At 33.1% G+C, this 21379-nt stretch carries 21 protein-coding genes; 16 read left to right on the top strand and 5 right to left on the bottom strand.

All coding sequences use genetic code 11. The features are described 5' to 3' along the window. The first annotated feature begins 37 nt into the window (after positions 1 to 37). The 4 genes from BUA98_RS12225 (at position 38) to BUA98_RS12210 (ending at position 4472) form a co-directional block, all read left to right on the top strand. Positions 38 to 1909, top strand: coding sequence for a M1 family metallopeptidase (locus BUA98_RS12225; RefSeq protein ID WP_072972853.1), 1872 nt, complete (start codon positions 38 to 40; stop codon positions 1907 to 1909). An 84-nt stretch (positions 1910 to 1993) separates the two neighbouring features. Beyond that, the gene (locus BUA98_RS12220; RefSeq protein WP_072972851.1) at positions 1994 to 3250 is read left to right on the top strand and encodes an alpha/beta hydrolase-fold protein; all 1257 of its coding nucleotides are present in this window, start codon (positions 1994 to 1996) and stop codon (positions 3248 to 3250) included. A 16-nt stretch (positions 3251 to 3266) separates the two neighbouring features. After that, positions 3267 to 3653, top strand: a complete 387-nt coding sequence (locus BUA98_RS12215) for an ACT domain-containing protein (RefSeq protein ID WP_072972850.1) — start codon at positions 3267 to 3269, stop codon at positions 3651 to 3653. Positions 3654 to 3854: 201 nt separating this feature from the next. After that, entirely contained in the window at positions 3855 to 4472 is a 618-nt protein-coding gene (locus BUA98_RS12210; RefSeq protein WP_072972848.1) for a hypothetical protein, read from the top strand. 43 nt (positions 4473 to 4515) lie between these two features. Here BUA98_RS12210 and BUA98_RS12205 read toward each other — a convergent pair whose 3' ends face one another. After that, entirely contained in the window at positions 4516 to 5079 is a 564-nt protein-coding gene (locus BUA98_RS12205) for a porin family protein (RefSeq protein ID WP_072972847.1), read from the bottom strand. A 162-nt stretch (positions 5080 to 5241) separates the two neighbouring features. Between BUA98_RS12205 and BUA98_RS12200 the strand changes: the two genes are divergently transcribed. The 6 genes from BUA98_RS12200 to BUA98_RS12175 all read left to right on the top strand — a co-directional run bounded on the left by BUA98_RS12200 (position 5242) and on the right by BUA98_RS12175 (position 13310). Continuing rightward, positions 5242 to 5670 (top strand): GNAT family N-acetyltransferase, encoded by a 429-nt coding sequence (locus BUA98_RS12200; protein WP_244279200.1) that lies wholly within the window; start codon positions 5242 to 5244, stop codon positions 5668 to 5670. 273 nt (positions 5671 to 5943) lie between these two features. Further along, the gene (locus tag BUA98_RS12195) at positions 5944 to 6291 is read left to right on the top strand and encodes a hypothetical protein (protein WP_244279199.1); all 348 of its coding nucleotides are present in this window, start codon (positions 5944 to 5946) and stop codon (positions 6289 to 6291) included. A 176-nt stretch (positions 6292 to 6467) separates the two neighbouring features. After that, entirely contained in the window at positions 6468 to 7550 is a 1083-nt protein-coding gene (locus tag BUA98_RS12190; RefSeq protein WP_072972843.1) for an efflux RND transporter periplasmic adaptor subunit, read from the top strand. A gap of 155 nt (positions 7551 to 7705) precedes the next feature. Beyond that, positions 7706 to 10873, top strand: coding sequence for an efflux RND transporter permease subunit (locus BUA98_RS12185; protein ID WP_072972841.1), 3168 nt, complete (start codon positions 7706 to 7708; stop codon positions 10871 to 10873). Further along, positions 10866 to 12305, top strand: a complete 1440-nt coding sequence (locus tag BUA98_RS12180) for a TolC family protein (RefSeq protein WP_072972840.1) — start codon at positions 10866 to 10868, stop codon at positions 12303 to 12305. Before BUA98_RS12185 ends, BUA98_RS12180 begins: the two co-directional genes overlap by 8 nt. A gap of 396 nt (positions 12306 to 12701) precedes the next feature. Then, positions 12702 to 13310, top strand: a complete 609-nt coding sequence (locus BUA98_RS12175; protein WP_072972838.1) for a GNAT family N-acetyltransferase — start codon at positions 12702 to 12704, stop codon at positions 13308 to 13310. 281 nt (positions 13311 to 13591) lie between these two features. Here BUA98_RS12175 and BUA98_RS22285 read toward each other — a convergent pair whose 3' ends face one another. Further along, positions 13592 to 13774, bottom strand: a complete 183-nt coding sequence (locus tag BUA98_RS22285) for a hypothetical protein (RefSeq protein ID WP_139257012.1) — start codon at positions 13772 to 13774, stop codon at positions 13592 to 13594. A 138-nt stretch (positions 13775 to 13912) separates the two neighbouring features. On the opposite strand from BUA98_RS22285, the gene BUA98_RS22585 reads away from it, so the two are divergent. Then, entirely contained in the window at positions 13913 to 14047 is a 135-nt protein-coding gene (locus tag BUA98_RS22585) for a hypothetical protein (protein WP_262987435.1), read from the top strand. 526 nt (positions 14048 to 14573) lie between these two features. On the opposite strand, the gene BUA98_RS12160 is transcribed toward BUA98_RS22585, so the two are convergent. Together BUA98_RS12160 and BUA98_RS12155 are read right to left on the bottom strand one after the other, a co-directional pair. After that, positions 14574 to 16280: a tetratricopeptide repeat-containing sensor histidine kinase gene (locus BUA98_RS12160; RefSeq protein ID WP_072972833.1), complete on the bottom strand. Its 1707-nt coding sequence runs from the start codon at positions 16278 to 16280 to the stop codon at positions 14574 to 14576. A gap of 70 nt (positions 16281 to 16350) precedes the next feature. Beyond that, complete coding sequence (locus BUA98_RS12155) at positions 16351 to 16542, bottom strand: hypothetical protein (protein WP_072972832.1); 192 nt, start codon at positions 16540 to 16542, stop codon at positions 16351 to 16353. Positions 16543 to 17184: 642 nt separating this feature from the next. Here BUA98_RS12155 and BUA98_RS12150 point away from each other — a divergent pair. Further along, positions 17185 to 17817, top strand: a complete 633-nt coding sequence (locus BUA98_RS12150) for a hypothetical protein (protein WP_072972831.1) — start codon at positions 17185 to 17187, stop codon at positions 17815 to 17817. Positions 17818 to 18179: 362 nt separating this feature from the next. On the opposite strand, the gene BUA98_RS12145 is transcribed toward BUA98_RS12150, so the two are convergent. Beyond that, positions 18180 to 19313 (bottom strand): nuclear transport factor 2 family protein, encoded by a 1134-nt coding sequence (locus BUA98_RS12145; protein ID WP_072972829.1) that lies wholly within the window; start codon positions 19311 to 19313, stop codon positions 18180 to 18182. 281 nt (positions 19314 to 19594) lie between these two features. Here BUA98_RS12145 and BUA98_RS12140 point away from each other — a divergent pair, with 281 nt between their 5' ends. From BUA98_RS12140 to BUA98_RS12125, 4 genes are all read left to right on the top strand, one after another. Next, entirely contained in the window at positions 19595 to 19963 is a 369-nt protein-coding gene (locus BUA98_RS12140; RefSeq protein ID WP_072972828.1) for a hypothetical protein, read from the top strand. 168 nt (positions 19964 to 20131) lie between these two features. After that, positions 20132 to 20380: a hypothetical protein gene (locus BUA98_RS12135; protein ID WP_072972826.1), complete on the top strand. Its 249-nt coding sequence runs from the start codon at positions 20132 to 20134 to the stop codon at positions 20378 to 20380. Beyond that, the gene (locus BUA98_RS12130) at positions 20373 to 20618 is read left to right on the top strand and encodes a hypothetical protein (RefSeq protein ID WP_072972824.1); all 246 of its coding nucleotides are present in this window, start codon (positions 20373 to 20375) and stop codon (positions 20616 to 20618) included. The genes BUA98_RS12135 and BUA98_RS12130 overlap by 8 nt, the downstream gene beginning before the upstream one ends. Positions 20619 to 20809: 191 nt before the next feature. Further along, the gene (locus BUA98_RS12125) at positions 20810 to 21028 is read left to right on the top strand and encodes a hypothetical protein (RefSeq protein WP_072972823.1); all 219 of its coding nucleotides are present in this window, start codon (positions 20810 to 20812) and stop codon (positions 21026 to 21028) included. Positions 21029 to 21379 lie beyond the last annotated feature (351 nt).

Raw genomic sequence — 21379 nt, 5'->3', positions numbered from 1 at the left:
TAATCAATATTAAATCATCAAAATCTTAAAACAAGTTATGAGAAAAGAATTACTTCAATTAGTGGTAGTTGCATTTGTTTTTCTTGCACAAAACAGCATTGCACAGGAACTGTATATGCCACGAAATATAAAAGATGCCTATGCTAAAGGGACCCGTTCAATGGACGGAAAGCCAGGGAAAAACTATTGGCAGAATCATGGAAAATATACCATGGAAATTACTGTTGATGCCAAAACAAAAATCGTAAGCGGAACAGAAACCATTATTTACGAAAACAACAGTAATGATACTTTAAGAAATCTTCCAATTCGTTTTGTAAATAATCTTCACAAACCATCTTCGCCAAGAAGCGGGAATGTAAGCCAGGATTTTTTAAGTGACGGATTAACTATTACATCTTTAAAAATTGCAGATGAAACCTATAAGGAAGATGGAAGAAAATGGGGAACAGTTGGAAATGTAAAATTGAAAAAACCTGTACCTCCACATTCTAAAGTTACCCTTAATATTGATTGGAATTATCCATTGTCTAAAGAGAGCGGGAGAGAAGGACAAATTGACGAGACCACGTTTTTTGTAGCATACAGTTATCCTCGTGTTTCTGTTTTCGATGATTATAATAAATGGGACAGATTACCCCACACTGATCGTCAGGAATTTTATAACGACTTTAACGATTATACCTATTCGGTTAAGGCTCCAAAAAACTATGTTGTTTATGCAACCGGAGATTTATTGAATCCTGATGAGGTTTTACAGCCGGAATTTGCTGCTCGACTGAAAAAGTCGTATACCGCTAATGAAGTGATGCATATTGCTAACGAACAAGAAATGAAAAGCGGTGCTGTAACCAAACAAAATGAGTGGAACGTTTGGAAATTTGAAGCTAAAAATATTGTAGACGTTTGTTTCGGATTGAGTGATCATTATTTATGGGATGCAAGCAGCGTTTTAGTAGACAAAAAGACAAATCGTCGTGCCAGCGTTCAGGCAGCGTATGATGTAAAAGGAACTGATTTTGTAGCTTCTGTAAAAAACAACCAATATGCTTTGGATTATTTTTCAAACAAATGGCCTGGAATTCCGTATCCGTTTTCAAAAATGACCGCTTTTCAGGGATTTGCTGATATGGAATACCCAATGATGTGTAACGATTCTCAAATGGGAGATGCTAAATTTGCTCAACTAGTGCAAGATCACGAAGTAGCACATACTTATTTTCCTTTTTATATGGGAATTAACGAAACGCGTTACGCTTTTATGGATGAAGGTTGGGCAACTACTTTTGAATATTTAATTGGAATTGAAGAACATGGTAAGGAAGCAGCGGATAAATTCTACAAACAATTTAGAGTAGAATATTATATAAAAGATCCTTCTACTGAAGAAGATCAGCCTATCATTTCAATGTCTTCTCAGGTTTCGGATGCTGGTTATGGGAATAACTCTTATGGAAAAGCTTCTCTTTCTTATCTGGCTTTAAAAGATATGCTGGGCGATGATTTGTTCAAAAAATCACTACATGCTTATATGGAGAATTGGAACGGAAAACACCCAATTCCATGGGATTATTTCAACTCTATGAATACAGCTTCAGGAAAAAATCTGAATTGGTTCTTTAATAATTGGTTTTTCACTAATAACTATATTGATATATCAGTTAAAAATGTTGCTAAGGATACAGTTTCTGTAGAAAATGTTGGTGGTTTTGCGATTCCGTTTGACCTTACTATTGTTTATGCAGATGGTTCGAAAGAAACCGTTCATCAAACTCCGGCAGTATGGGAAAACAATCAAAAGCTGGCAACGATTACTTTGAAGAACAAGAAACAAATTAAACAGATTGCAGTAGATGGAGGTATTTTTATGGATGCCACACCAAAAGATAATAATTTAGAATTGAAGTAAAATTAACTAATTTCTAAGCCGCCTTTTTCATTGAGAAAGGCGGTTTTATTTTTAGTATTAAAAAGCATTAAACTAAACCAATTTATGAAAAACAATAATTTTAAGTGTGTATTGGGGTTTAAGATTGTACTATTTTTTTTAATGATTGTTAGTTTTGGGTTTGCTCAGAACAGAAACAACATTCAAATTGGTACTATCGACAGTATTTCCTCGAAGGTCTTAAATGAGGAAAGAAAAATTTGGGTTCATCTTCCAAGAAGTGCTCAGAATGTTGGTTTTGCAAAACAAAAATATCCTGTAGTTTATTTGTTGGACGGAGATGCTCATTTTAGCTCAGTTGTAGGCATGATCGAGGAATTGAGTGAAATAAACGGAAATACCATTTGTCCGGAAATGATTGTGATAGGCATTACCAACACAAATCGTAGTCGCGATTTGACTCCGACACATTCAGATGTTGATCTTCCGTTTGTTCCTCAAAATATAAGTGAGCAATCGGGTGGTGGTGAAAAGTTTGCTGAATTTCTTGAAAAAGAGCTGATTCCGTATATTGATGGAAAATACCCAACCGCATCTTATAAAACCTTAATTGGTCATTCTTTCGGGGGATTAACTGCAATAAATATTTTGACAAATCATTCCAATTTATTCAACTCTTATATTGCGATCGATCCGAGTATGTGGTGGGACCACCAGAAGTTCTTAGCAGAGACTCAAAAAAAGCTGACCACTAAAAGCTTAGATAATATTTCCTTGTTTTTAGCCGCAGCCAACACGATGGATGATACAATGGATATTGTAAAAGTTAGAAAAGATACTACTGTGTTTACCAGACATATTAGATCAATTTTGGATTTTAATGATTTCCTGAAACAGGGCAAAAAAAGTAAGCTGAATTATCATTATAAATACTACAATGATGATAATCACGGATCAGTTCCTTTAATTGCGACTTACGACGGGCTTCGTTCTATTTTCAAATTCAATCAGCTAAAACTTTCGATCCCGGAACAAATTAATTTCAATAAAGATGTTTTAACTAAAATTGAAAAGCATTTCGAAGAGGTTTCAAAACATTTAGGATATAAAGTAAGTATTCCCGAAAATACAGCGAACGCTTATGCATATCAGTCTCTTGGTAAAAAAGATATGGATTTAGCAGGTTACTTATTTAAATTGAATGTCTCCAATTATCCTAACAGTCCAAATGTTTATGACTCACTTGGAGATTTTTATGAAGCCAGTGGAGATAAGAAAAATGCAATCTTAAGCTATGAAAAGGTATTGATTCTCGATAAAAATTTTCCTGAAACAAAAGGGAAATTAGAGAAATTGAAATAATTTAACCCAACTCAAAATGTCTGGAGAAAAAGATCTACAACTATTGCTAAAGAGTATGAAGCCGGAACATAATGAAGGAGATTATGTTTTTTGTAAAGTTGATCAATTAGGAAATTTTAATTTAGATGAAGTTGAAATGTTTTTTAAGGAAAAAGAAGCGATAACCTTAATTCTTAAAAAAGAAATTGCAGTAAAATTGAATTTAGAATATTCGATAACAATGTCCTGGATAACGCTCTCTGTACATTCTTCTTTAGAAGCGGTGGGATTGACCTCAGCTTTTTCAAAAGCGCTTTCAGACGCCGGAATTAGCTGTAATGTGGTTGCGGCATTTTATCATGACCATATTTTTGTTGGTAAAAATGATACAGAAAAAGCAATGCAAATTTTAAAAGCGTTTTAAACTAGGCTTTAATTTTTTTTTGGAAGAATTGTGTAGGGTTTTAACAATGATTACGGATAATTTATCGAAATAACCTTCTAGCGCCTGTTTTAATTATTTTAATATGTTAAAATTTCAGTATTCGTAATATAAATAAGGAATGGTATAATATAGTTAAGTCCGAACAATGTACTTTTGCAAAAAACAAAATAATACCTACAAATGAAAAAGCCACTAATTTTTCTTGTCCTACTATTCTCATACACGATGATTGCTCAGAACGATCCAAAGGTTGCATTTCAAAAAACAAGATACGAATTGGCCGTTTCCTGCTACAAGAAAGCTGATTTCGTAAAAGCACTTGATTTGTTTTCTATTGCTTCTAAAATTAAACCTGAAAATGAGCTGGGAAAAGAGTCAATTAAAAAAGTAGATACTTTAAAAATTATGCTTAGAAAAAGCACTTTGGAGAAAGTTATCGGGACCTGGAAAATGAATGGAGATCAACCACTTTGGTCTGTAAATGCTGGTAATACAGCCACTAGTAATGCGGTAGAAGAATTAGTTGAGATTACTCATAATCAGATTTTGTTTTATGAATTTGACACTAAAACGAAAGCAAAAAAGCTTATCAAATCGGAAGATTTAAAGTATTATAATAATGACGTATCAGATGCCTTGTTTTCGGCCATTATTTTGTCTGATGGAACTATTTGGAATTGCTCTTTAAATGAAGATTCAGATATCTTACATGTAATCAATATTGCCAAGCAAACTGAAAACGGTGTTGAGAAAATAAAAGCTGATAATCTTGAAAGATTTTACAGCAAAGTAAAATAAACAAAAGGGAATCATTTGATTCCCTTTTGTTTTATTAGAAGTTTTATAAAAATTTAAAGCCTACCGATAAATTAGAAATTCCGGTTTTGATACTTCGTCCAGAAGGATCGAGATCGGTTACACCGGCAAGATAACGATAGTCTACAGTAAATCGCCATAAATCTACACCGGCACCGCCAAGAAAACTGCTGTTGTTGTTCTCAAATGCAATGTAATTGAGGTTATTACTCGCTTTTATATCAGAATAGTTTTTCCAGTTGTAGCCAACAAAAATCCGGATGTTTCCCATTTTTCCTAACGGAACAATTTTAAAACCTGCAATCAATGTTGCGTCTGTTCCTCCCAATGTATATTCGGTTTCTCCAATTCCGGTTTGCGAAACACTAAATTTTGAGGAGGAGTATCCAAACTCACCCTGACCATAGAAAAGTAATAAATTCACTCTTACAAAACCAGCAAAACCAACGTCGGTTCCAGAGCTTTTTGAGCTAAAATCATCAGTAATTACCGAAGTGATATTGGTAGAGAATTGAGGTCCAATTTGTATCAATTGTGCAAAACCATTCACACTAATACATAATAATGCTGCTAAAATGAATTTTTTCATAATCGGGTTTATTTGTTTTACGTACCATAAAAATAATTATTATTAATCAGAATTGTATCATAATTTGGAATTTATTTTAATGTATCTTTTTGATAATGAATGTTCTGTGATTTATTTGGTCAGTTAATTAAATACGGTACAATTGCTTTAAATTTGTTTTGCATGATAAGCAATTACAATAAAATGAAAATTACATCAATCAAAGCTTCAGAAACCTGGGAAATTCGACATAAAGTTATGTGGCCGGATCAGCCATTTGAATTTGTGCAATTAGAAGAAGATGATTTCGGACTACATTTTGGAGTTTATGCTCAGGAAAAATTAGTTTCAGTTGTTTCGTGTTTTATTGTTGATGATGAAATGCAGTTTCGCAAATTAGCAACGCTTGTCGACTATCAGGGAAAAGGGATTGCTTCACTTTTATTAAATCATATTTTGAAGCTTGCAAAAGATAAAGGTTTGACAAAAGTATGGTGTAACGCAAGAAACAATAAGAAATCATTTTATGAGAAATTTGGGATGGCATCGAGCGGAAAAACTTTTATTAAATCAGATCAGGAATTTTTAATAATGGAAATTTTACTGTTGTAATTTAACCACTTTTGTGGAATAAAATGTTATACGTTAAATAATTACGATTTTGATTTTATAATAACTTTATTAGTAGGTTTTTAATTACAAATTGTTTTTTTATGAGATTTTGAAAGAAATCTTTAAGGTTTTATTATAATTTCTGAGCAAAAAAACGATGAAAACGTTTTCGTGTTTTTTTAATGTTAAAGCTTATAAAAATTTCTTTTTTTGTATAATTACTTTGCTTACTTTCGCACCCAAATGAGAAAGTTAGTAGTATTTTTAGTGTTTATGAATTTCCTTCTGCTAGGCGGAGGGCAATATCTTAATGCTGAAACGCATCAAAGTTCTCATCACTATCTGGAGAAAAGACACCGCGTTAAATTCACCAATCAAGATCAGGGAAGTTCTATTATTGAAGATGCCGATGTAGATCTTGACGAAGAATGTCTTGGTAATGATCTTAAAGATGGTTTAAGTACTAAATTTTTTGCAACAACTTACAGTCTATTAGATAGCTGGTATTTGACAATCTCTCGTCAAATCGTTGTAAAATCTTTTAATCGTTTTGAAATTTTCGGCTCATCTTGTGGCCAATCTAATCCTATTTATATTACTCAACGAGTATTAAGAATTTGATTTACAATATACATCAGTCACCTTTGTTGTGATCGTGCATATCTTTTGATGTATATTTTTTCTACTTCTTCTTATATGAAATTTTAAGATCTGACTTAGGCTTGCTGATGCATTTTTTCATCTCAAGGAATCATCGCATTCCAAGCATTTCAATCGCTTAAATTTCCATTAAAATCATGAAAAGAATTATCGTGTTAACGGGCATGCTTGCCTTGTTGTGCCTAACCAGTTGTACATCAAAAAAAGAAGAAAAAGAAGAAGTTGAAAAATTTACAGTGACAAGCCCTGTAAAAATCGACACTTCATTTACCAAAGAGTATGTTTCACAGATTAAATCTGTTCGAAATATCGAGCTCCGCGCTCAGGAAAAAGGGTTTCTACAAAACATTTATGTTGACGAAGGTCAGTTTGTAAAAAAAGGACAGTTGTTGTTCAAAATTATGCCAAATATGTATCAGGCTGAATTACTGAAAGCGCAGGCTGAACAAAAATCAGTAGAAATTGAATTACAAAATTCGAAATTACTGGCAGATAAAAATATCGTTTCTAAAAACGAATTAAGTGTAGCTCAGGCAAAATTACAATCAGCAAAAGCTGAGGTTGCATTGGCAAAACTTCATTTATCATTTACTGAAATCAGAGCTCCGTTTGACGGAACAATCGACCGTATTCCATTAAAATTAGGAAGTCTTATCGACGAAGGTGAATTGTTGACAAGCCTTTCAGACAATAGCCAAATGTTTGCTTACTTCAATGTTTCGGAACCTGAATATCTTCAATATCAAACAGATGTAAAAGACCGTGCAGAAAACAAAGTGAATTTACTTTTAGCTAATGGGGAGTCTTTTAAATACAAAGGAAATGTTGAAGTTATCGAAAGTGAATTTAATAATGAAACCGGAAATATTGCTTTTAGAGCGAGATTCCCTAATTCAGAAAAATTACTTAGAAACGGTGAAACAGGAAAAGTTCAAATGCTTGTTCCGCTTAAAAATGCGATTGTAATTCCGCAAAAAGCAACTTACGAAATTCAGGATAAAAAGTATGTTTTTGTGATTGGTAAAGACAATAAAGTAAGTTCAAGAGAAATCACCATTACAGGTGAAGTACCTGATTTGTATGTAGTAAAAACGGGACTTACTGAAAATGATAAAATCCTACTTGAAGGAGTTCAGAAAGTAAAAGAGAACGACAAAATTAATTTTGAATTCCAATCTCCACAAACGGTAATCAATCATTTACGCGTAAAAGCAGAATAGAAGTTTTGTTTCAGGTTCTAAGTTTCAAGTTTCAGGTTGCTTCACTTTGGCTTTAGGCCTCAGTTCAAGTTTTAAGTTCAGTTCAAAACTTGAAACCTGAAACTTGAAACACTTTTAAACTGTTGCATGGTTTAATCATAAAAAAAAATATAAAAATGTTTAATAAATTTATACAAAGACCCGTTCTGTCGATAGTAATATCGTTGGTTATTGTCTTTTTAGGAATATTGTCGGTGATGAATTTACCTATCACGCAGTTTCCTTCCATCTCGCCACCGATGGTAAACGTTACGGCAGATTACCCTGGATCGAATGGTGAATTGATGATCAAATCAGTTGTTATTCCATTAGAAAGAGCTTTGAACGGAGTTCCCGGAATGAAATACATGACTTCTGATGCCGGAAATGATGGTGAAGCAAGTATTCAGGTAGTATTTAACTTAGGTACAGATCCGAATCAGGCAGCAATTAACGTACAAAACCGTGTGGCTTCGGTTACGAATAAACTACCACCATTGGTAGTTAGAGAAGGTGTTAAGATTACCCGTGAAGTTCCGAGTATGTTGATGTATGTGAATCTTTATAGTACGGATAAAAATACCGACATGAAGTTCCTTTACAACTATGCTGATATCAACGTATTATCAGAATTGAAAAGGGTAAACGGAGTTGGTTCCGGAGATATCTTAGGAACACGTGAATACGCGATGCGTATTTGGTTAAAACCTGATCGTATGCTGGCTTACAAAATATCTGCTGATGAGGTAATGGAGGCATTATCAAGTCAGAGTTTGGAGGCTTCTCCTGGTAAAACGGGTGAAAGTTCCGGTAAACGTTCTCAGGCATTTGAATATGTATTGAAATATTCCGGACGTTTTACAACCAAAGAACAATATGAGAATATCGTTGTAAAATCAAATAGTAACGGGGAACTTTTGCGTTTGAAAGATATTGCCAAAATTGAATTTGGCAGCTCGATGTATGATATTTATTCTAATTTGAATGGAAGACCATCTGCGGCTATTGTATTGAAACAATCTTTTGGTAGTAATGCGAATCAAGTTATTGAAGATGTAAAAGCGAAACTGGAAAAAATCAAACAGAAATTTCCAAAAGGAATGGATTACGAAATCTCGTATGACGTTTCGAAATTCCTTGATGCTTCTATTGAGAAAGTAATTCACACATTGATTGAGGCCTTTATTTTGGTTGGTTTGGTTGTGTTTCTTTTCTTAGGAGACTGGAGATCTACAGTTATTCCGGCAATTGCGGTACCGGTTTCGTTGGTTGGAACCTTTGTGTTTATGACCTTCTTTGATATTTCATTGAACTTAATTACACTGTTTGCTTTGGTTTTGGCAATTGGGGTCGTCGTCGATGATGCGATTGTGGTTATCGAAGCCGTTCACGCCAAGATGGAGGAGGAACATCTTTCGCCATTGAAAGCAACTAAAAAAGCGATGCACGAGATTGCAGGAGCTATTGTGGCGATTACATTCTTAATGGCAGCGGTATTTATTCCGGTTGCGTTTATGTCTGGTCCGGTTGGAGTATTTTACCGACAGTTCTCAATTACAATGGCAACAGCGATTATCCTTTCTGGTATTGTGGCTTTGACATTGACACCGGCACTTTGTGCGATGATGCTAAAAAACAACCACGGAACACCGAAAAAGAAAACACCTGTAAACCGATTTATAGATGGTTTTAATAATAAGTTTAATCTTGCCCAGGGTAAATACCAAAATGTATTAGCTAAAATCGTCAACAGAAGAGCCGTAACTATTATTGCGCTCCTTGGATTTTGTGCGGGAACATGGTTGATTAGTAGCACTGTACCTTCAGGATTTATTCCAAATGAGGATCAGGGAATGTTTTATGCGATTATCCAGACACCTCCGGGTTCATCATTAGAAAGAACCAATAATATTGCGGAGAAATTGCAAAAAATAGCCGAAACGGTTGAAGGAGTTAAATCTGTTTCTTCATTGGCGGGTTACGAAATTTTGACGGAAGGTACCGGATCTAACGCGGGAACTTGTTTGATCAACTTAAAAGACTGGAACGATCGTAAGCAATCGGTACAGGAAATTATGATCGAACTGGAAGAAAAATCAAAAGATATTCCGGGTGCTAATATCGAATTTTTTCAACCACCAGCGGTACCGGGATATGGAGCTGCAGGAGGATTTGAGCTTCGTTTACTGGATAAAACCGGTGCAGGTGATTTCAAAAAAGTAGAAGAGGTTAATAAAGAGTTTGTTGAAGAATTGAACAAACGTCCGGAGCTATCAAACGTATTTAGTTTCTTTAGTGCGAGTTTCCCTCAGTACATGATGAAAGTAGACAATGATTTGGCACAGCAAAAAGGAGTTTCTATCGAAAATGCGATGAACACTTTGTCAACTCTTGTGGGAAGTAACTATGAGATCAGTTTCATTAAATACGGAATTAACTATAAAGTAATCGTTCAGGCGGCGCCGGAATACCGTGCACAGCCAGATGACATTTTGAAATTGTATGTGAAAAATGATCGCGATGAAATGGTGCCTTTTTCTGCCTTTATGAAATTAGAAAAAGTATACGGTCTTTCAGAAATTACGAGACATAATATGTATACCTCAACAGAAATTAGTGGTGGGCCTGCTCCGGGATATAGTTCCGGTACGGCGATTAAAGTAATTCAGGAAGTTGCGGCTAAAAAATTACCTAGGGGATTTGATATTGACTGGGCGGGTATTTCTGCCGATGAGGTAGCACAAGGAAATCAGGCAATTTGGGTATTCCTGATCTGTTTAGGATTCGTTTATCTGGTTTTGGCTGCACAATACGAAAGTTTCATTTTGCCATTATCAGTAATTCTTTCTTTACCGGCAGGTATTTTTGGAGCTTTCCTTTTATTGAAAGTAACTGGATTAGAAAATAATATTTACGCTCAGGTTGCGATGGTAATGCTTATTGGTTTACTGGGTAAAAATGCCGTGTTGATCGTAGAGTTTGCGATACAGCGACATGCTGCCGGCAAGACCGTTCTTGAAGCTGCAATGGAAGGAGCGAAAGCGAGGTTCCGTCCAATTTTGATGACTTCATTTGCTTTTATTGCCGGATTATTGCCACTTGCATTTGCTTCTGGTCCGGGTAAAATTGGTAACAGAACCATTGGTACTGCTGCTGCCGGAGGTATGCTTATCGGAACTATTTGTGGGGTATTTGTAATTCCGGGATTGTATTACATTTTTGGAAGAATTGCAGAGAAACACAAACTGGTTAAAAATGAAGAAGAGAATCCATTAACTGAAGAAATTGATAACAATCATGTCTAAATTCAAATTATATCAATATAGTGTTGCGGTAGGTCTATGTCTTGCTGTTGCAGGCTGTAAAGCTCCAGCGGCAGAGACGGCAACGACCAGCACACCTGTTCCTGAAGCCTTTGGTATTGCAAAAGCTCAGGATACAACCAATACGTCTACTGTAAAATGGAATGAGTTCTTTAAAGATCAAAACCTTGTTGATTTGATTGATGTGGCCCTGAAAAACAATCAGGAGTTAAACATGACGCTACAGGAAATCGAAATAGCAAAAAATGATGTTAGGGTTCGCAAAGGCCTTTTATTACCAACTGTCGGAGTACGCGCCGGAGCTGGAGTAGAGAAAGTAGGTAGGTACACCAGCCAAGGGGCTGGCGATGCCTCTACAGAAATAAAACCAGGTGTAGAAACGCCTGATCCGCTTGGAGATTTCACCATTGCTGCTTATGCTAACTGGGAAGTCGATATCTGGAAAAAACTACGCAATTCTAAAAAAGCAGCGGTAAGCAGATATTTGGCTACTGTTGAAGGTAAAAACTTTGTAGTGACCAATCTTATTGCTGAAATCGCTGATTCTTATTATGAATTATTGGCTTTGGACAGTCAGCTTGATATTGTAAAACAAACGATCAAATTGCAATCAAACGCTTTGGAAATTGTGAAAATCCAAAAGCAAGCTGCGAGAGCAACAGAATTGGGTGTAAAGAAATTTGAAGCTGAGGTTTTAACTTCAAGAAGTCTGGAATTTGATATTCTACAGCAAATCAAAGAAAATGAGAATAAAATTAATTTCTTGTTAGGACGTTATCCACAGGAAATTAAAAGAACAAATACCAACTTCTTAACGTTGTTGCCAGCTTCAGTTAGCGCCGGTATGCCATCACAATTGCTGATGAACCGTCCTGATGTTAAACAAGCCGAATTAGAATTGGTTGCTGCCAAATTAGATGTTAAAGTAGCTCGTGCCGAATTTTATCCGTCACTTGATATTTCTGCAGCGTTTGGAGTGCAGGCTTTCAAACCTTCTTATTTGTTTACGTTCCCTGAATCTATTTTGTATTCTTTGGCTGGCGATTTGGCTGCGCCTTTGATTAACAGAAATGCCATTAAAGCGGAGTTTTCAAGTGCCAATGCAAGACAGCTGCAGGCTTTATATAATTATGATAAAACTATTTTAAACGCTTATTTAGAAGTATCTAATCAGCTTTCTAAAATCGATAACCTTCAAAAGAGTTATGATCTAAAATCACAACAAGTTGATGCCTTAAACACTTCAATTGATGTCTCTAATGATTTATTTAAATCGGCCAGAGTAGATTATTTTGAAGTTTTAATGACACAACGTGATGCATTAGAATCGAAATTAGAACTGATCGATACTAAAAAAGAACAACTCAACGCTGCAGTTCATGTTTACAGAGACTTAGGCGGGGGTTGGAAGTAGAGTACCATTTTAATTAGTTATTAGTAGAGGCCTCTCGGAAGTGAAATTCTGGGAGGTTTTTTTTTAGGGGAAGAATAAAGAACAAAGAGGAAAGAAGATAGATTGATTCGGTTTGTGCGAAAATAAAAACTCCTTATTGAAATGAATATTTCAGTCGATATAGGATTTAGTTTTTTGAAATGTTGTTGTTAATCAATATTAGTTTGTAATAAATAAAAAGTCCTTTTTGCAATTTGAAAAAAGAAAATAATATATTTGAAAATAAATAAATACTGATATTTGTCAGATATAGCGCTCTGATTTAGGATAGATCAGTCGGATATCGTCAGACACATTTACAAGTTGTCGATAATGCTAAAAAACGACATCAAGATAACCGAAATACATAAAATTTAAATGGGTAAAACAAAATTTGACTACAAAACTGACTATGTTTTAGAAGACGAAACTGTACTTTTACGACCTTTGAAATCAGACGACTTTAAATATCTTTTAAACTTTTCAATTAACGAACCCGAAATTTGGGAATTTAACATTGGTGGTGCAAACGGAAAAGAAAATTTAGTAAAATATATCGACAATGCTATCAATCAAAGACAAAGCGAAAAACAATATCCGTTCATTATTTTTGATAAAAGGACAAACGAATATGTTGGAAGCAGCAGATTTTACAATATTGATTTGGAAATGAACACAATTGAAGTCGGCTACACTTGGTATGGAAAAAAATATCAAGGAACTGGTATAAATAAAAATTGCAAATACTTAATGTTCAACTTTGCATTTGACAAACTAGGAGTTGAAAGAATTGGACTTGGAGCTAACAGTAAAAACACAAGAAGTATAAACGCTATGAAAGGAGTTGGTTGTACAGAAGAAGGAATTTTAAGAAGCCGTAGTTTAGACCAAAATGGGAACAGAATAGACGCAATAATTTTGAGTATTTTGAAAAATGAATGGAATGAAATATGGAAAACAAAGCTTAAAGAAAAAATGATAAAATAAAGTACTACTGCCAACAGCTACAACAGATTTGGGCAATATGCTTAATATAAAGTTGGTTTTGTATTTGGTCCCGATAGCTATCGGGATTGGCAAATCCGAAGAATGGGCTTATTTTAGTCCCAAACCCGCTGTAATACCAGGACGTTAACAGTAATATTCGCAGAACAGAACTTTAAAATTATGATTTCAGAAATTCTAGACATAATAGCAAATCTTAGCAACTTGCCCAACAAGGAAAGTAAACCAGCAAATTCTGAAAAAAATATTGGTCTTTTTATGTGTTATTTTATTTCTGCAATTTGTTTGATATTTTTAATTCCAGAATTTAAAGAAATCAGATTAAATGAAAATTCATCGTTACTTATAAGTTTAATAATCATTGCTTCATTATTTTTAGCTTTAATTGGAGTTAAATTGATAAGGAAACTAAATCTATTTGAACAACAAACTTTTTCAAAATTCATAACTTTATTAATTTCTGCGTTTCTTTTTTTTATGTTTTCAATGTGTTTAATATTTAATAAATGCTTTTAGAATTTATTAATTGAAGAAAATGAGTATATCAAAAAATTGAAAGCGAAAAAAAATAAATAAATTAAGAAATGAGTACAAAAATACTACTGGTAACAGCTATTACAACAGATTTGGGCAATAGGCTTAATGGAAAAATGGTTTTGCATTTGGAAGATTCGGCAAATCCGAAAATAGATCTTAATTTAGTCCCAAACCCGCTGTAGTGCCCGAACGTTGGATACAATGCTAGAACAAATACAACGATAATGATAGTTTTAATTTTATTATTCTGTGGAATTTATATCCTCCCATTTATGGTTGGAGAAGGTAAAATATTGCGAAATCCTGAATATTTCAAATTATCGATATTATTTTCACTAATTCCAATAATATTAGCAATTATTCTACTGATGAAAAGTGGAGAGAATTTTATTTTTGAGTCCCTAATTCCGATATCAATTTTAATATTATTTAAACGGGCAGACAACTATGTATTGAAAAAATTTAATCACCATTTGTATTTTTCAAAAAAACACAGTTTTGACCTTGAATCTAAAAACGCAACTTGGTTGGAATTTTTCATTCAAATGTTTATTGCTTTCGGACCACTATTTTTTTGGTTTTTTATTGGTAGAACTTTAACTTAGTAAGCAGTAGAGTCGACAGCCGTTTGGCGAGATTGGGGTTTTAGTCTGAATTTAAAGATGGTTTGGAATTTAAAATTTAGAATTTAAATTTTGGAATTTCACTTTACTTCGGTATTGAAATTTTGACCTTAAACCCTTTATCAGGTTCTGTGTCAAAATTAATAGTTCCTTTAACGGCCTGAATACGGCTTTCCATGTTTTGGAGGCCATTTTTTGTCATCTTCGTTTTTTCGCAACCTACACCATTATCCGTGTAGTGTATTAAAATAGATTTGTGATCATTTTCAAATTTTATAAGCACTAAACTTGCCTTACTGTGTTTCTTCATATTCACCATTAGTTCCTGTAAAACTCGACTGATGGTAATCTTTTTTGTCTCGTCAATAATTTCCCAGTTGATATCTTCTAAATTAGTGGCAATGATATTTCTTTCATTGGTATTAAAAGCCAAAAGCATTTCTTTTATACTGTTGGTAAAATCTGTTCCGGTTTCAATTCTATTGTTCTCTTTTGAAATTCCTCTCACACGTCCGTAAATATCATCTAATTTTTCGAGTAGATTCTCTTTAGTACTTTCATTAGATAGAGGTTGAGATTCGGCAAAAGCAATTACATGATACACATCGTTTGCTAATTCGTCATGGATTTTTTTAGCAATTCGGGTTTCGGTGTTATACGAAGTTTTAAATGCTGTAACCTTGTTTTTATTTTTATAATAGCGAATTAAAATGGCTATTAAAATGACTAGAAAAATAAAAACAATTCCAAAAACAATCCGTAAATATTTAGCTTGCTGTAGGGATAATAAATTTTCTGCTTTTTCTAAACGAAGTTTTGCGTTTTCGTCTTTTTCTATTTTAGCATCGTATTTAATTTTGGCAAATTTATTTTTAAAGTTATTTCTAACTTTAATGATGCTGTCATTTAGTGTAAAATACTGTTGCACATATTTGCTGTGCTGACTGCTGTGATTATTTGAAATTATAATTTGAAGCGCTTCTAATCTTTCATCAACACTATTTAGTTTGGTAGCAATATTGTAAGCCTTAAAAGCATTTTCATCTGATTTTTGAATGTCTTTTTTGGAATAGTAATCAGCCAGGTGCAGATAACTTTCAATACTACCATAAGTATTCTTAATTTCAATTTTTCTATGGAGCGCTTCAGTCATTAAATAGAATCCTTTTTCATTCATTCCGTTTTTAAAATAGGAATAACCCAGATTATCTTGAATTATTGATAATGCTTGAGGAGTTAGCTTTTTTGATGTTTTTTCGCTTAATATAGATTCTATAAGGATAATCGCCTTATCGTATTTTTTTTGATAAATATAGACATTAGCAATATTGCTTAGGGGCGTGTATTTAGCGACAAGATCTGGCTCATCTTTTATGGATTCCTTATAATAAAAAATAGCATCATCGTAAAGGGATAATTCCTTATCAGCAACACCTAATATATTATATATTGAAGAGGTGTATACATTCCTTTTTTTATAATAAGCTAAGGCTTCGGTAACAGTCTCCTTACTTCCATAGTAGTCTCCATTGACTTGTTGAATGAATGCCATTTCAATAAGTATGTATCCAATATTGGCACTGTCTTTTAAAGTTTCAAAAAGTTGTTTTGATTTATTGAACTCGTAAAAAGCAGTATTAAAGTTTTGTTTGTTTTTATTTTCGATTGCTTTATCTCGTAAGCTAAGTGCTACGTTTTGTAAGGATTCTGAATTAGTAGTAATGGCCTTTTTTTCCTGGCAGGAAAAAAGAAAAAGCAGTATAATGAAATAAAAAAACGGGGACCGTAACATATAAATTTACTTTCCCCGAAAATAGTAATTAATTAAATACTAAAAATATATATTTATTGATCTTAATCTTTTATGGTTTCGTTGGCGGCGGCGGCGGTGTTGTAGGAGTGTCACCAGGACCACCAGGAATAGGAATTTCAGCCTGGATAGGATTAGTAATTTTTTCGATTTTCTTTTTTGGTTGAGTTTCAATCTCATCCGGAGTACAAGAAAATATAGTAAATAGTAAAGCGAAAGCGCTTAAAAGTATTAGTTTTTTCATTTTAATTTAATTTAGAAATTAGACATGGGTATGGCCGTCCGGAATATTCCGGCGCTTGTTAATGGCGACACCAAATTGATTTTGGGAAGTAAAAAGTGTAGAACTGTAAGACGTTATTTATACTTCCCGAATAAACTCGGTCTTACTGTTTTCCACAATGTTAATTTGAACTAGTTTTATATTTTTGTTTTAATCTGCAGACAAAACTTGAACTAATTTCTATGGCAAAGGAAAGGCGCTTTTAGCCCTTTGTTGATAAGGAATTCCCAGAATTCCCGCGTTTTCCTGAGATTCCCGCGAATTCCTAAAAAACAAAATACAATGCATAGTAATTTAGGTTTGTTAGAACATGTTTTGTGAATGTAAAACCACACCTGACCTTTATTTAATAGAGATAAAAACCACTAAAAAGGTTGTCTCGGACTATTAAAAAAAGATGAAAAATGGAGTTTTGAAGAAATCAGCCCGTTTACGGTTTTCCACATTTTTAATTTGAACTAGTTTTATATATTTGTTTTAATCAGTACATAAAACGTGAACTAATTTCTATGGAAAAATAAAGGCGCTTTGAAGTCTTTTTTTATACGGAATTATCAGAATTGTTACGTTTTTCTGAGATTCCAAAAAATCTTAAAAAATACCATGCATCATACATTAGAAGAATATAAAAAAGCGATTAAAATTAAATACGAGATAGAAAAAGAAGCAGAACATTTTGATTTTTTGTATAACCCTTCCCGCGGAAAACTCCGTGACTTGTGCTGGCTCATTTTTGAAAATAATCCAACGAAAGAGGACCTAAATGTTTTTAGAAATTTATTTTGTTTAGATTTTGATCATACTAAAAAAAATAAGTTTAAGGAACAAAAAGACAAGTTCAGGCCTATTGAAACTTTCTTTAAAGGCGAAACAGATCCATCAAATATTGATGCAATAAATCTCGCAGCAGTTATGGTCGATTTTCAACCGCGGCCTTTTAAAAAATTCAATGAAAAATATAGAATTGAAGAAGTAAAACAAATTGAGATTGCGCATAAAGCTAATGCAGTTGTTGAAATAGAAAAAGAAGTCATAGGCGTAGAGTGTTTAGTGAAAAATGAACATGAAGAGTCGAAAGAGCATCCTAAAAAAGGAAATCTTTTGTTTGATTTTGCAGCTACATTTTCTAAAAAAATAGGTCAGAAAATATATCCACGAAAAATAATTACGATAGGAATTGGAGCGGTTGCTCTGATGTCTTCTGCGCTTTTATATTTTGTGCAGAAAAAAGATTAGAAAGCAAAGTTTCTAAAGAATAGTGGAAAGCATTTTTTAGAAAAATAAAATGCGTAAAGAAGTAAAAAGAATAATTTTTTAAAGGGAAATTTTGACTTTGAAATAGTTTGTTTTTCGGCATATATCATCTGTTATTTATACTATAAAGATAAGAAAAATAATCCGTTAAACCTAATAAATATCAAGGAAATAGCGATTTTTTTTGCTATAAAATGCATTTTTTTTTAGAAATTTATTGGATGATTATAGCATGAAAAAATAAGGTATTTTTTAGATCATAATTTCGCAGGGAATGATAAAAAAAAGCCTGCAATTTTTATTTTACAGGCTTACGATTTTTCATTTGTGCAGATCAGTTACTACTAAAGTTGATTATTTGTTTTTGCACCATTTAGTATTTCTATAATTTTTAAAGCTACGTCGCTTGAGGATTGAAAATTTTGTCCGGTAACGATTCTCCCATCCGTTTCTACATGTGAAACATCACCTTTGGAAAACTTAAAAGTGCCACCTCTTGCTTCAATTGTCTTTTGAATTAAAAAAGGAAAGTGCTTAAAATAGGCTCCATCTTGTTTTTCGAAGGAATCGGGATAACCGCTAATTTTTTTCCCCGCTACTAAATATTTGCCATCATTTGTTTTTAAGTTCACAATTCCGGCGGTTCCATGGCAAACAGAAGAAATAACCCCTTTATTTTCTTCATATACTTTTAAGGCAATAGTTTGAATTTGCTTGTTCTCTGGTACATTGTACATAGCAGCTCCACCACCAACGTAATAAACCGCTTTATAATTTTTGGAATCTATTTCTTCTGGCTTTTTAGTATTTTTTATCGCATACATAAAATCCGGGTCAAATAAATATTGCTTTTGTAAAGTGTCGGAGGTATTGATGTAGGCTAACGGAATACTTCCTCCTTCCGGACTTACAAATTCGACGTTGTAACCTGCTATTTTAAAAGTATTGTAGGCGTTTACTATTTCAGCAAAACTATTGCCTGTTGCTATGGTCGATTTGCCATAATAATGAGCATTAGAAACAATAAATAGAATTTGCTGTCCTGATTTATTACTAGTCATACTGCCAGCGGACTTACTGATTATTTTCCACTCGCCCTGAATCTTTTTGAGTAAAAAAAGATCAATAAATTCCATTTTTTTGTCGGGTATTAGTATTTCTGCCTTAGCCAAAGCTATATTGTTAAATAAATCAATTGAAATAACTCTGCCTATGCGACCATTAAACTGTCCCTGCTTATCATTTTTAAACCATGAAGTATATTCACTAATGGGTACAATCCATAACTCCTTGTCTTTATGGCTCAAAAATAAATTGGCCTCCGGATAAAATGCTTTTTCGATGCTTTCCGGTTTGTTGTATGAGGTACCATCAATGTAATTCTGAATACATTTTTTAATAGCTGCCTCTTCTTCTGTTTGTGCCAATAAACAAGTTGGTAAAAATACCAGTGTGATAAAATAGATGATTTTTTTCATAAGCTTTTAGAATTAAAATTTTCACAAAGCTATTATGAGGACTATTGGAACCGGAATAAATTTATAATTCAGGAGTACTGATTTATAAATTAGGACAAAAAAGTACGTTTTTGATGAGTTTACAAGTGCTGTTTCTTTAGCTTTTTATAAGTTAGTCATTGAGAATTATTATGTTTAAAATATGAAAACTTCCTTTTTCCGGACAATTGATTTGTAATAAAATTATTTATATTTATAAAATATTACAATAGAGTCGATCACTTGTAACTAAAAACATTTTTATGAAAAAGCTCCTAATACTATTCATTCTTTTATCAACTTTTGGTTGTAAAAAATATGTTGTCTCGTTTGAACAGCCAACAAATATGAAACTTGATAAATTAAAACTAGAAGTACTTCTGGATAAAAAGAAAGTTCAGGATATTAACTTGAATGCAACAAATGCGCTGCCTTCGTATGAAACAGTAGCATTGTCAGCATCAGGTGATGGAAAACATCTGCTTCAGGTAAAAGTAAAAGATACTGTCTTTAGTTATGATATAAACTATCCCGAAGAAAAATATATTCTTTTGACAGCGCACTTAAAAGAGAATGGCAAGATTCATATTGGGATTTTAAAACAGCAGTATAAGTTTAGATTTCAAAGATAAGTAGTTGTGAATAGAAGCTTTTTTTAATTGAAAAAAAAATTCCTAAAAAAAATAATGCGTGATTAAAATCATACACATCTATCTTAATTTGGGTAGCTATGTATGATTTTATCATACATATAAAAAAGTTACCAGTAATGCCAAATCGAAATTCAAAAATCATAAAAAGTGGAAAATCAGTTTTTTGTTGGACAAGCAGAATTTAAAACCGGACATGTTTTGAGGAAAGACTTATCATTATTTATAACTGGCGGTGACAAAAATGAAATTTATGAAATTTTTGACTCAAAAAACAATGCGATTGAATACGCTAAAAAAATGAATAGCAAAAATCCTGAAATAGAATATTGGGTCGAAAACAATAGCAGAAAAACAGTTTTCTACATATCACAGAAAGAAATAAAGTTTTATGACTAAAGAAGAACTTAATAAAATAGAAGAAAGACTGAATAAGGCTCAAAAGGGAATTTGGAAAGCATATATTGAAGGGAAAGACCATACAAGTGGTTCAAGTTTTATAATGACAGGAATTGGAAGCGAAAGAGGAAATGACATAGAGCTATTTGGTGCAACGGAAGCGGATTATGATTTTATTGCAAATGCCAAACAAGACATTCCGAAATTGATTGCCGAATTGAGAAAATTAGCAGAATAAATGCAATACCCGCCAACAGCCACTACAACGGATTTGGGCATTGGGCATAATGGAAAGATGGTCTTGTACTTGGGATGATTTGGCAAATCGTAAAATAGTGCTTAATTTAATCCCAAACTGCTTATAGCGCGGGAACATTGCAGTGCATAACTTTTAAAATCAGAAACACATTAACTTTTAATCAAAAAATCATGAAACAAATTACAATTGGAAATTTAACTTTCTCAAAAAAAGCAATTCAAATAATTGCCTTTGGTCTTTTTTTTACAGGAATTATGATAGGATCTTTTATTGCTCTAAGCATAAAAACAGAAGCAGATTTTAACTTTGGTTTACTTTTGATTTTTAGTATTCCTCTTTGGTTTTTTTTGAGGTCAAAATTAAAAACTGAAATAGATAAAAAAACATAAAAAAATCTTGATTTGAAAATAAAAGCATTGAGAAAAACTGTAAGCTGTAAATGATTTTGAGTACTATTAGAAAAATTGAGTATCTAAAAACGGGCATAAGGAAGAAACCGTAAAAAAGAAAAAGTCAAGCCAATTTGCGGCCTAAACGGAAGTGAAAAGCAGAATACAAATAGAAACGGAAATGTTTTGCACAGATTGTTACGCCCTACCACACACGTCTATAGCGATTTGCGAATTTAGTGGAATTACCATTTCTCATCGAATTTTCGTTTAACCGAAAATGATCGTTTTCAAAATTCCAAAAAAGCCATAAGTGCGGGAACGTTAAGTAGAATTTGAACTAACAAAATA

Source organism: Flavobacterium saccharophilum (assembly GCF_900142735.1).
Taxonomy (GTDB): Bacteria; Bacteroidota; Bacteroidia; order Flavobacteriales; family Flavobacteriaceae; genus Flavobacterium; species Flavobacterium saccharophilum.
This window is presented reverse-complemented; position numbering and strand designations above follow the sequence as displayed.

Bases quoted from the DNA above. Each gene is read 5' to 3' on its own strand.
- BUA98_RS12225 (WP_072972853.1), top strand. From the start codon at position 38: ATGAGAAAAGAATTACTTCAATTAGTGGTAGTTGCATTTGTTTTTCTT.
- BUA98_RS12220 (WP_072972851.1), top strand. From the start codon at position 1,994: ATGAAAAACAATAATTTTAAGTGTGTATTGGGGTTTAAGATTGTACTA.
- BUA98_RS12215 (WP_072972850.1), top strand. From the start codon at position 3,267: ATGTCTGGAGAAAAAGATCTACAACTATTGCTAAAGAGTATGAAGCCG.
- BUA98_RS12210 (WP_072972848.1), top strand. From the start codon at position 3,855: ATGAAAAAGCCACTAATTTTTCTTGTCCTACTATTCTCATACACGATG.
- BUA98_RS12205 (WP_072972847.1), bottom strand. From the start codon at position 5,079: ATGAAAAAATTCATTTTAGCAGCATTATTATGTATTAGTGTGAATGGT.
- BUA98_RS12200 (WP_244279200.1), top strand. From the start codon at position 5,242: ATGATAAGCAATTACAATAAAATGAAAATTACATCAATCAAAGCTTCA.
- BUA98_RS12195 (WP_244279199.1), top strand. From the start codon at position 5,944: ATGAATTTCCTTCTGCTAGGCGGAGGGCAATATCTTAATGCTGAAACG.
- BUA98_RS12190 (WP_072972843.1), top strand. From the start codon at position 6,468: ATGAAAAGAATTATCGTGTTAACGGGCATGCTTGCCTTGTTGTGCCTA.
- BUA98_RS12185 (WP_072972841.1), top strand. From the start codon at position 7,706: ATGTTTAATAAATTTATACAAAGACCCGTTCTGTCGATAGTAATATCG.
- BUA98_RS12180 (WP_072972840.1), top strand. From the start codon at position 10,866: ATGTCTAAATTCAAATTATATCAATATAGTGTTGCGGTAGGTCTATGT.
- BUA98_RS12175 (WP_072972838.1), top strand. From the start codon at position 12,702: ATGGGTAAAACAAAATTTGACTACAAAACTGACTATGTTTTAGAAGAC.
- BUA98_RS22285 (WP_139257012.1), bottom strand. From the start codon at position 13,774: ATGAATTTTGAAAAAGTTTGTTGTTCAAATAGATTTAGTTTCCTTATC.
- BUA98_RS22585 (WP_262987435.1), top strand. From the start codon at position 13,913: ATGAGTACAAAAATACTACTGGTAACAGCTATTACAACAGATTTGGGC.
- BUA98_RS12160 (WP_072972833.1), bottom strand. From the start codon at position 16,280: ATGTTACGGTCCCCGTTTTTTTATTTCATTATACTGCTTTTTCTTTTT.
- BUA98_RS12155 (WP_072972832.1), bottom strand. From the start codon at position 16,542: ATGAAAAAACTAATACTTTTAAGCGCTTTCGCTTTACTATTTACTATA.
- BUA98_RS12150 (WP_072972831.1), top strand. From the start codon at position 17,185: ATGCATCATACATTAGAAGAATATAAAAAAGCGATTAAAATTAAATAC.
- BUA98_RS12145 (WP_072972829.1), bottom strand. From the start codon at position 19,313: ATGAAAAAAATCATCTATTTTATCACACTGGTATTTTTACCAACTTGT.
- BUA98_RS12140 (WP_072972828.1), top strand. From the start codon at position 19,595: ATGAAAAAGCTCCTAATACTATTCATTCTTTTATCAACTTTTGGTTGT.
- BUA98_RS12130 (WP_072972824.1), top strand. From the start codon at position 20,373: ATGACTAAAGAAGAACTTAATAAAATAGAAGAAAGACTGAATAAGGCT.
- BUA98_RS12125 (WP_072972823.1), top strand. From the start codon at position 20,810: ATGAAACAAATTACAATTGGAAATTTAACTTTCTCAAAAAAAGCAATT.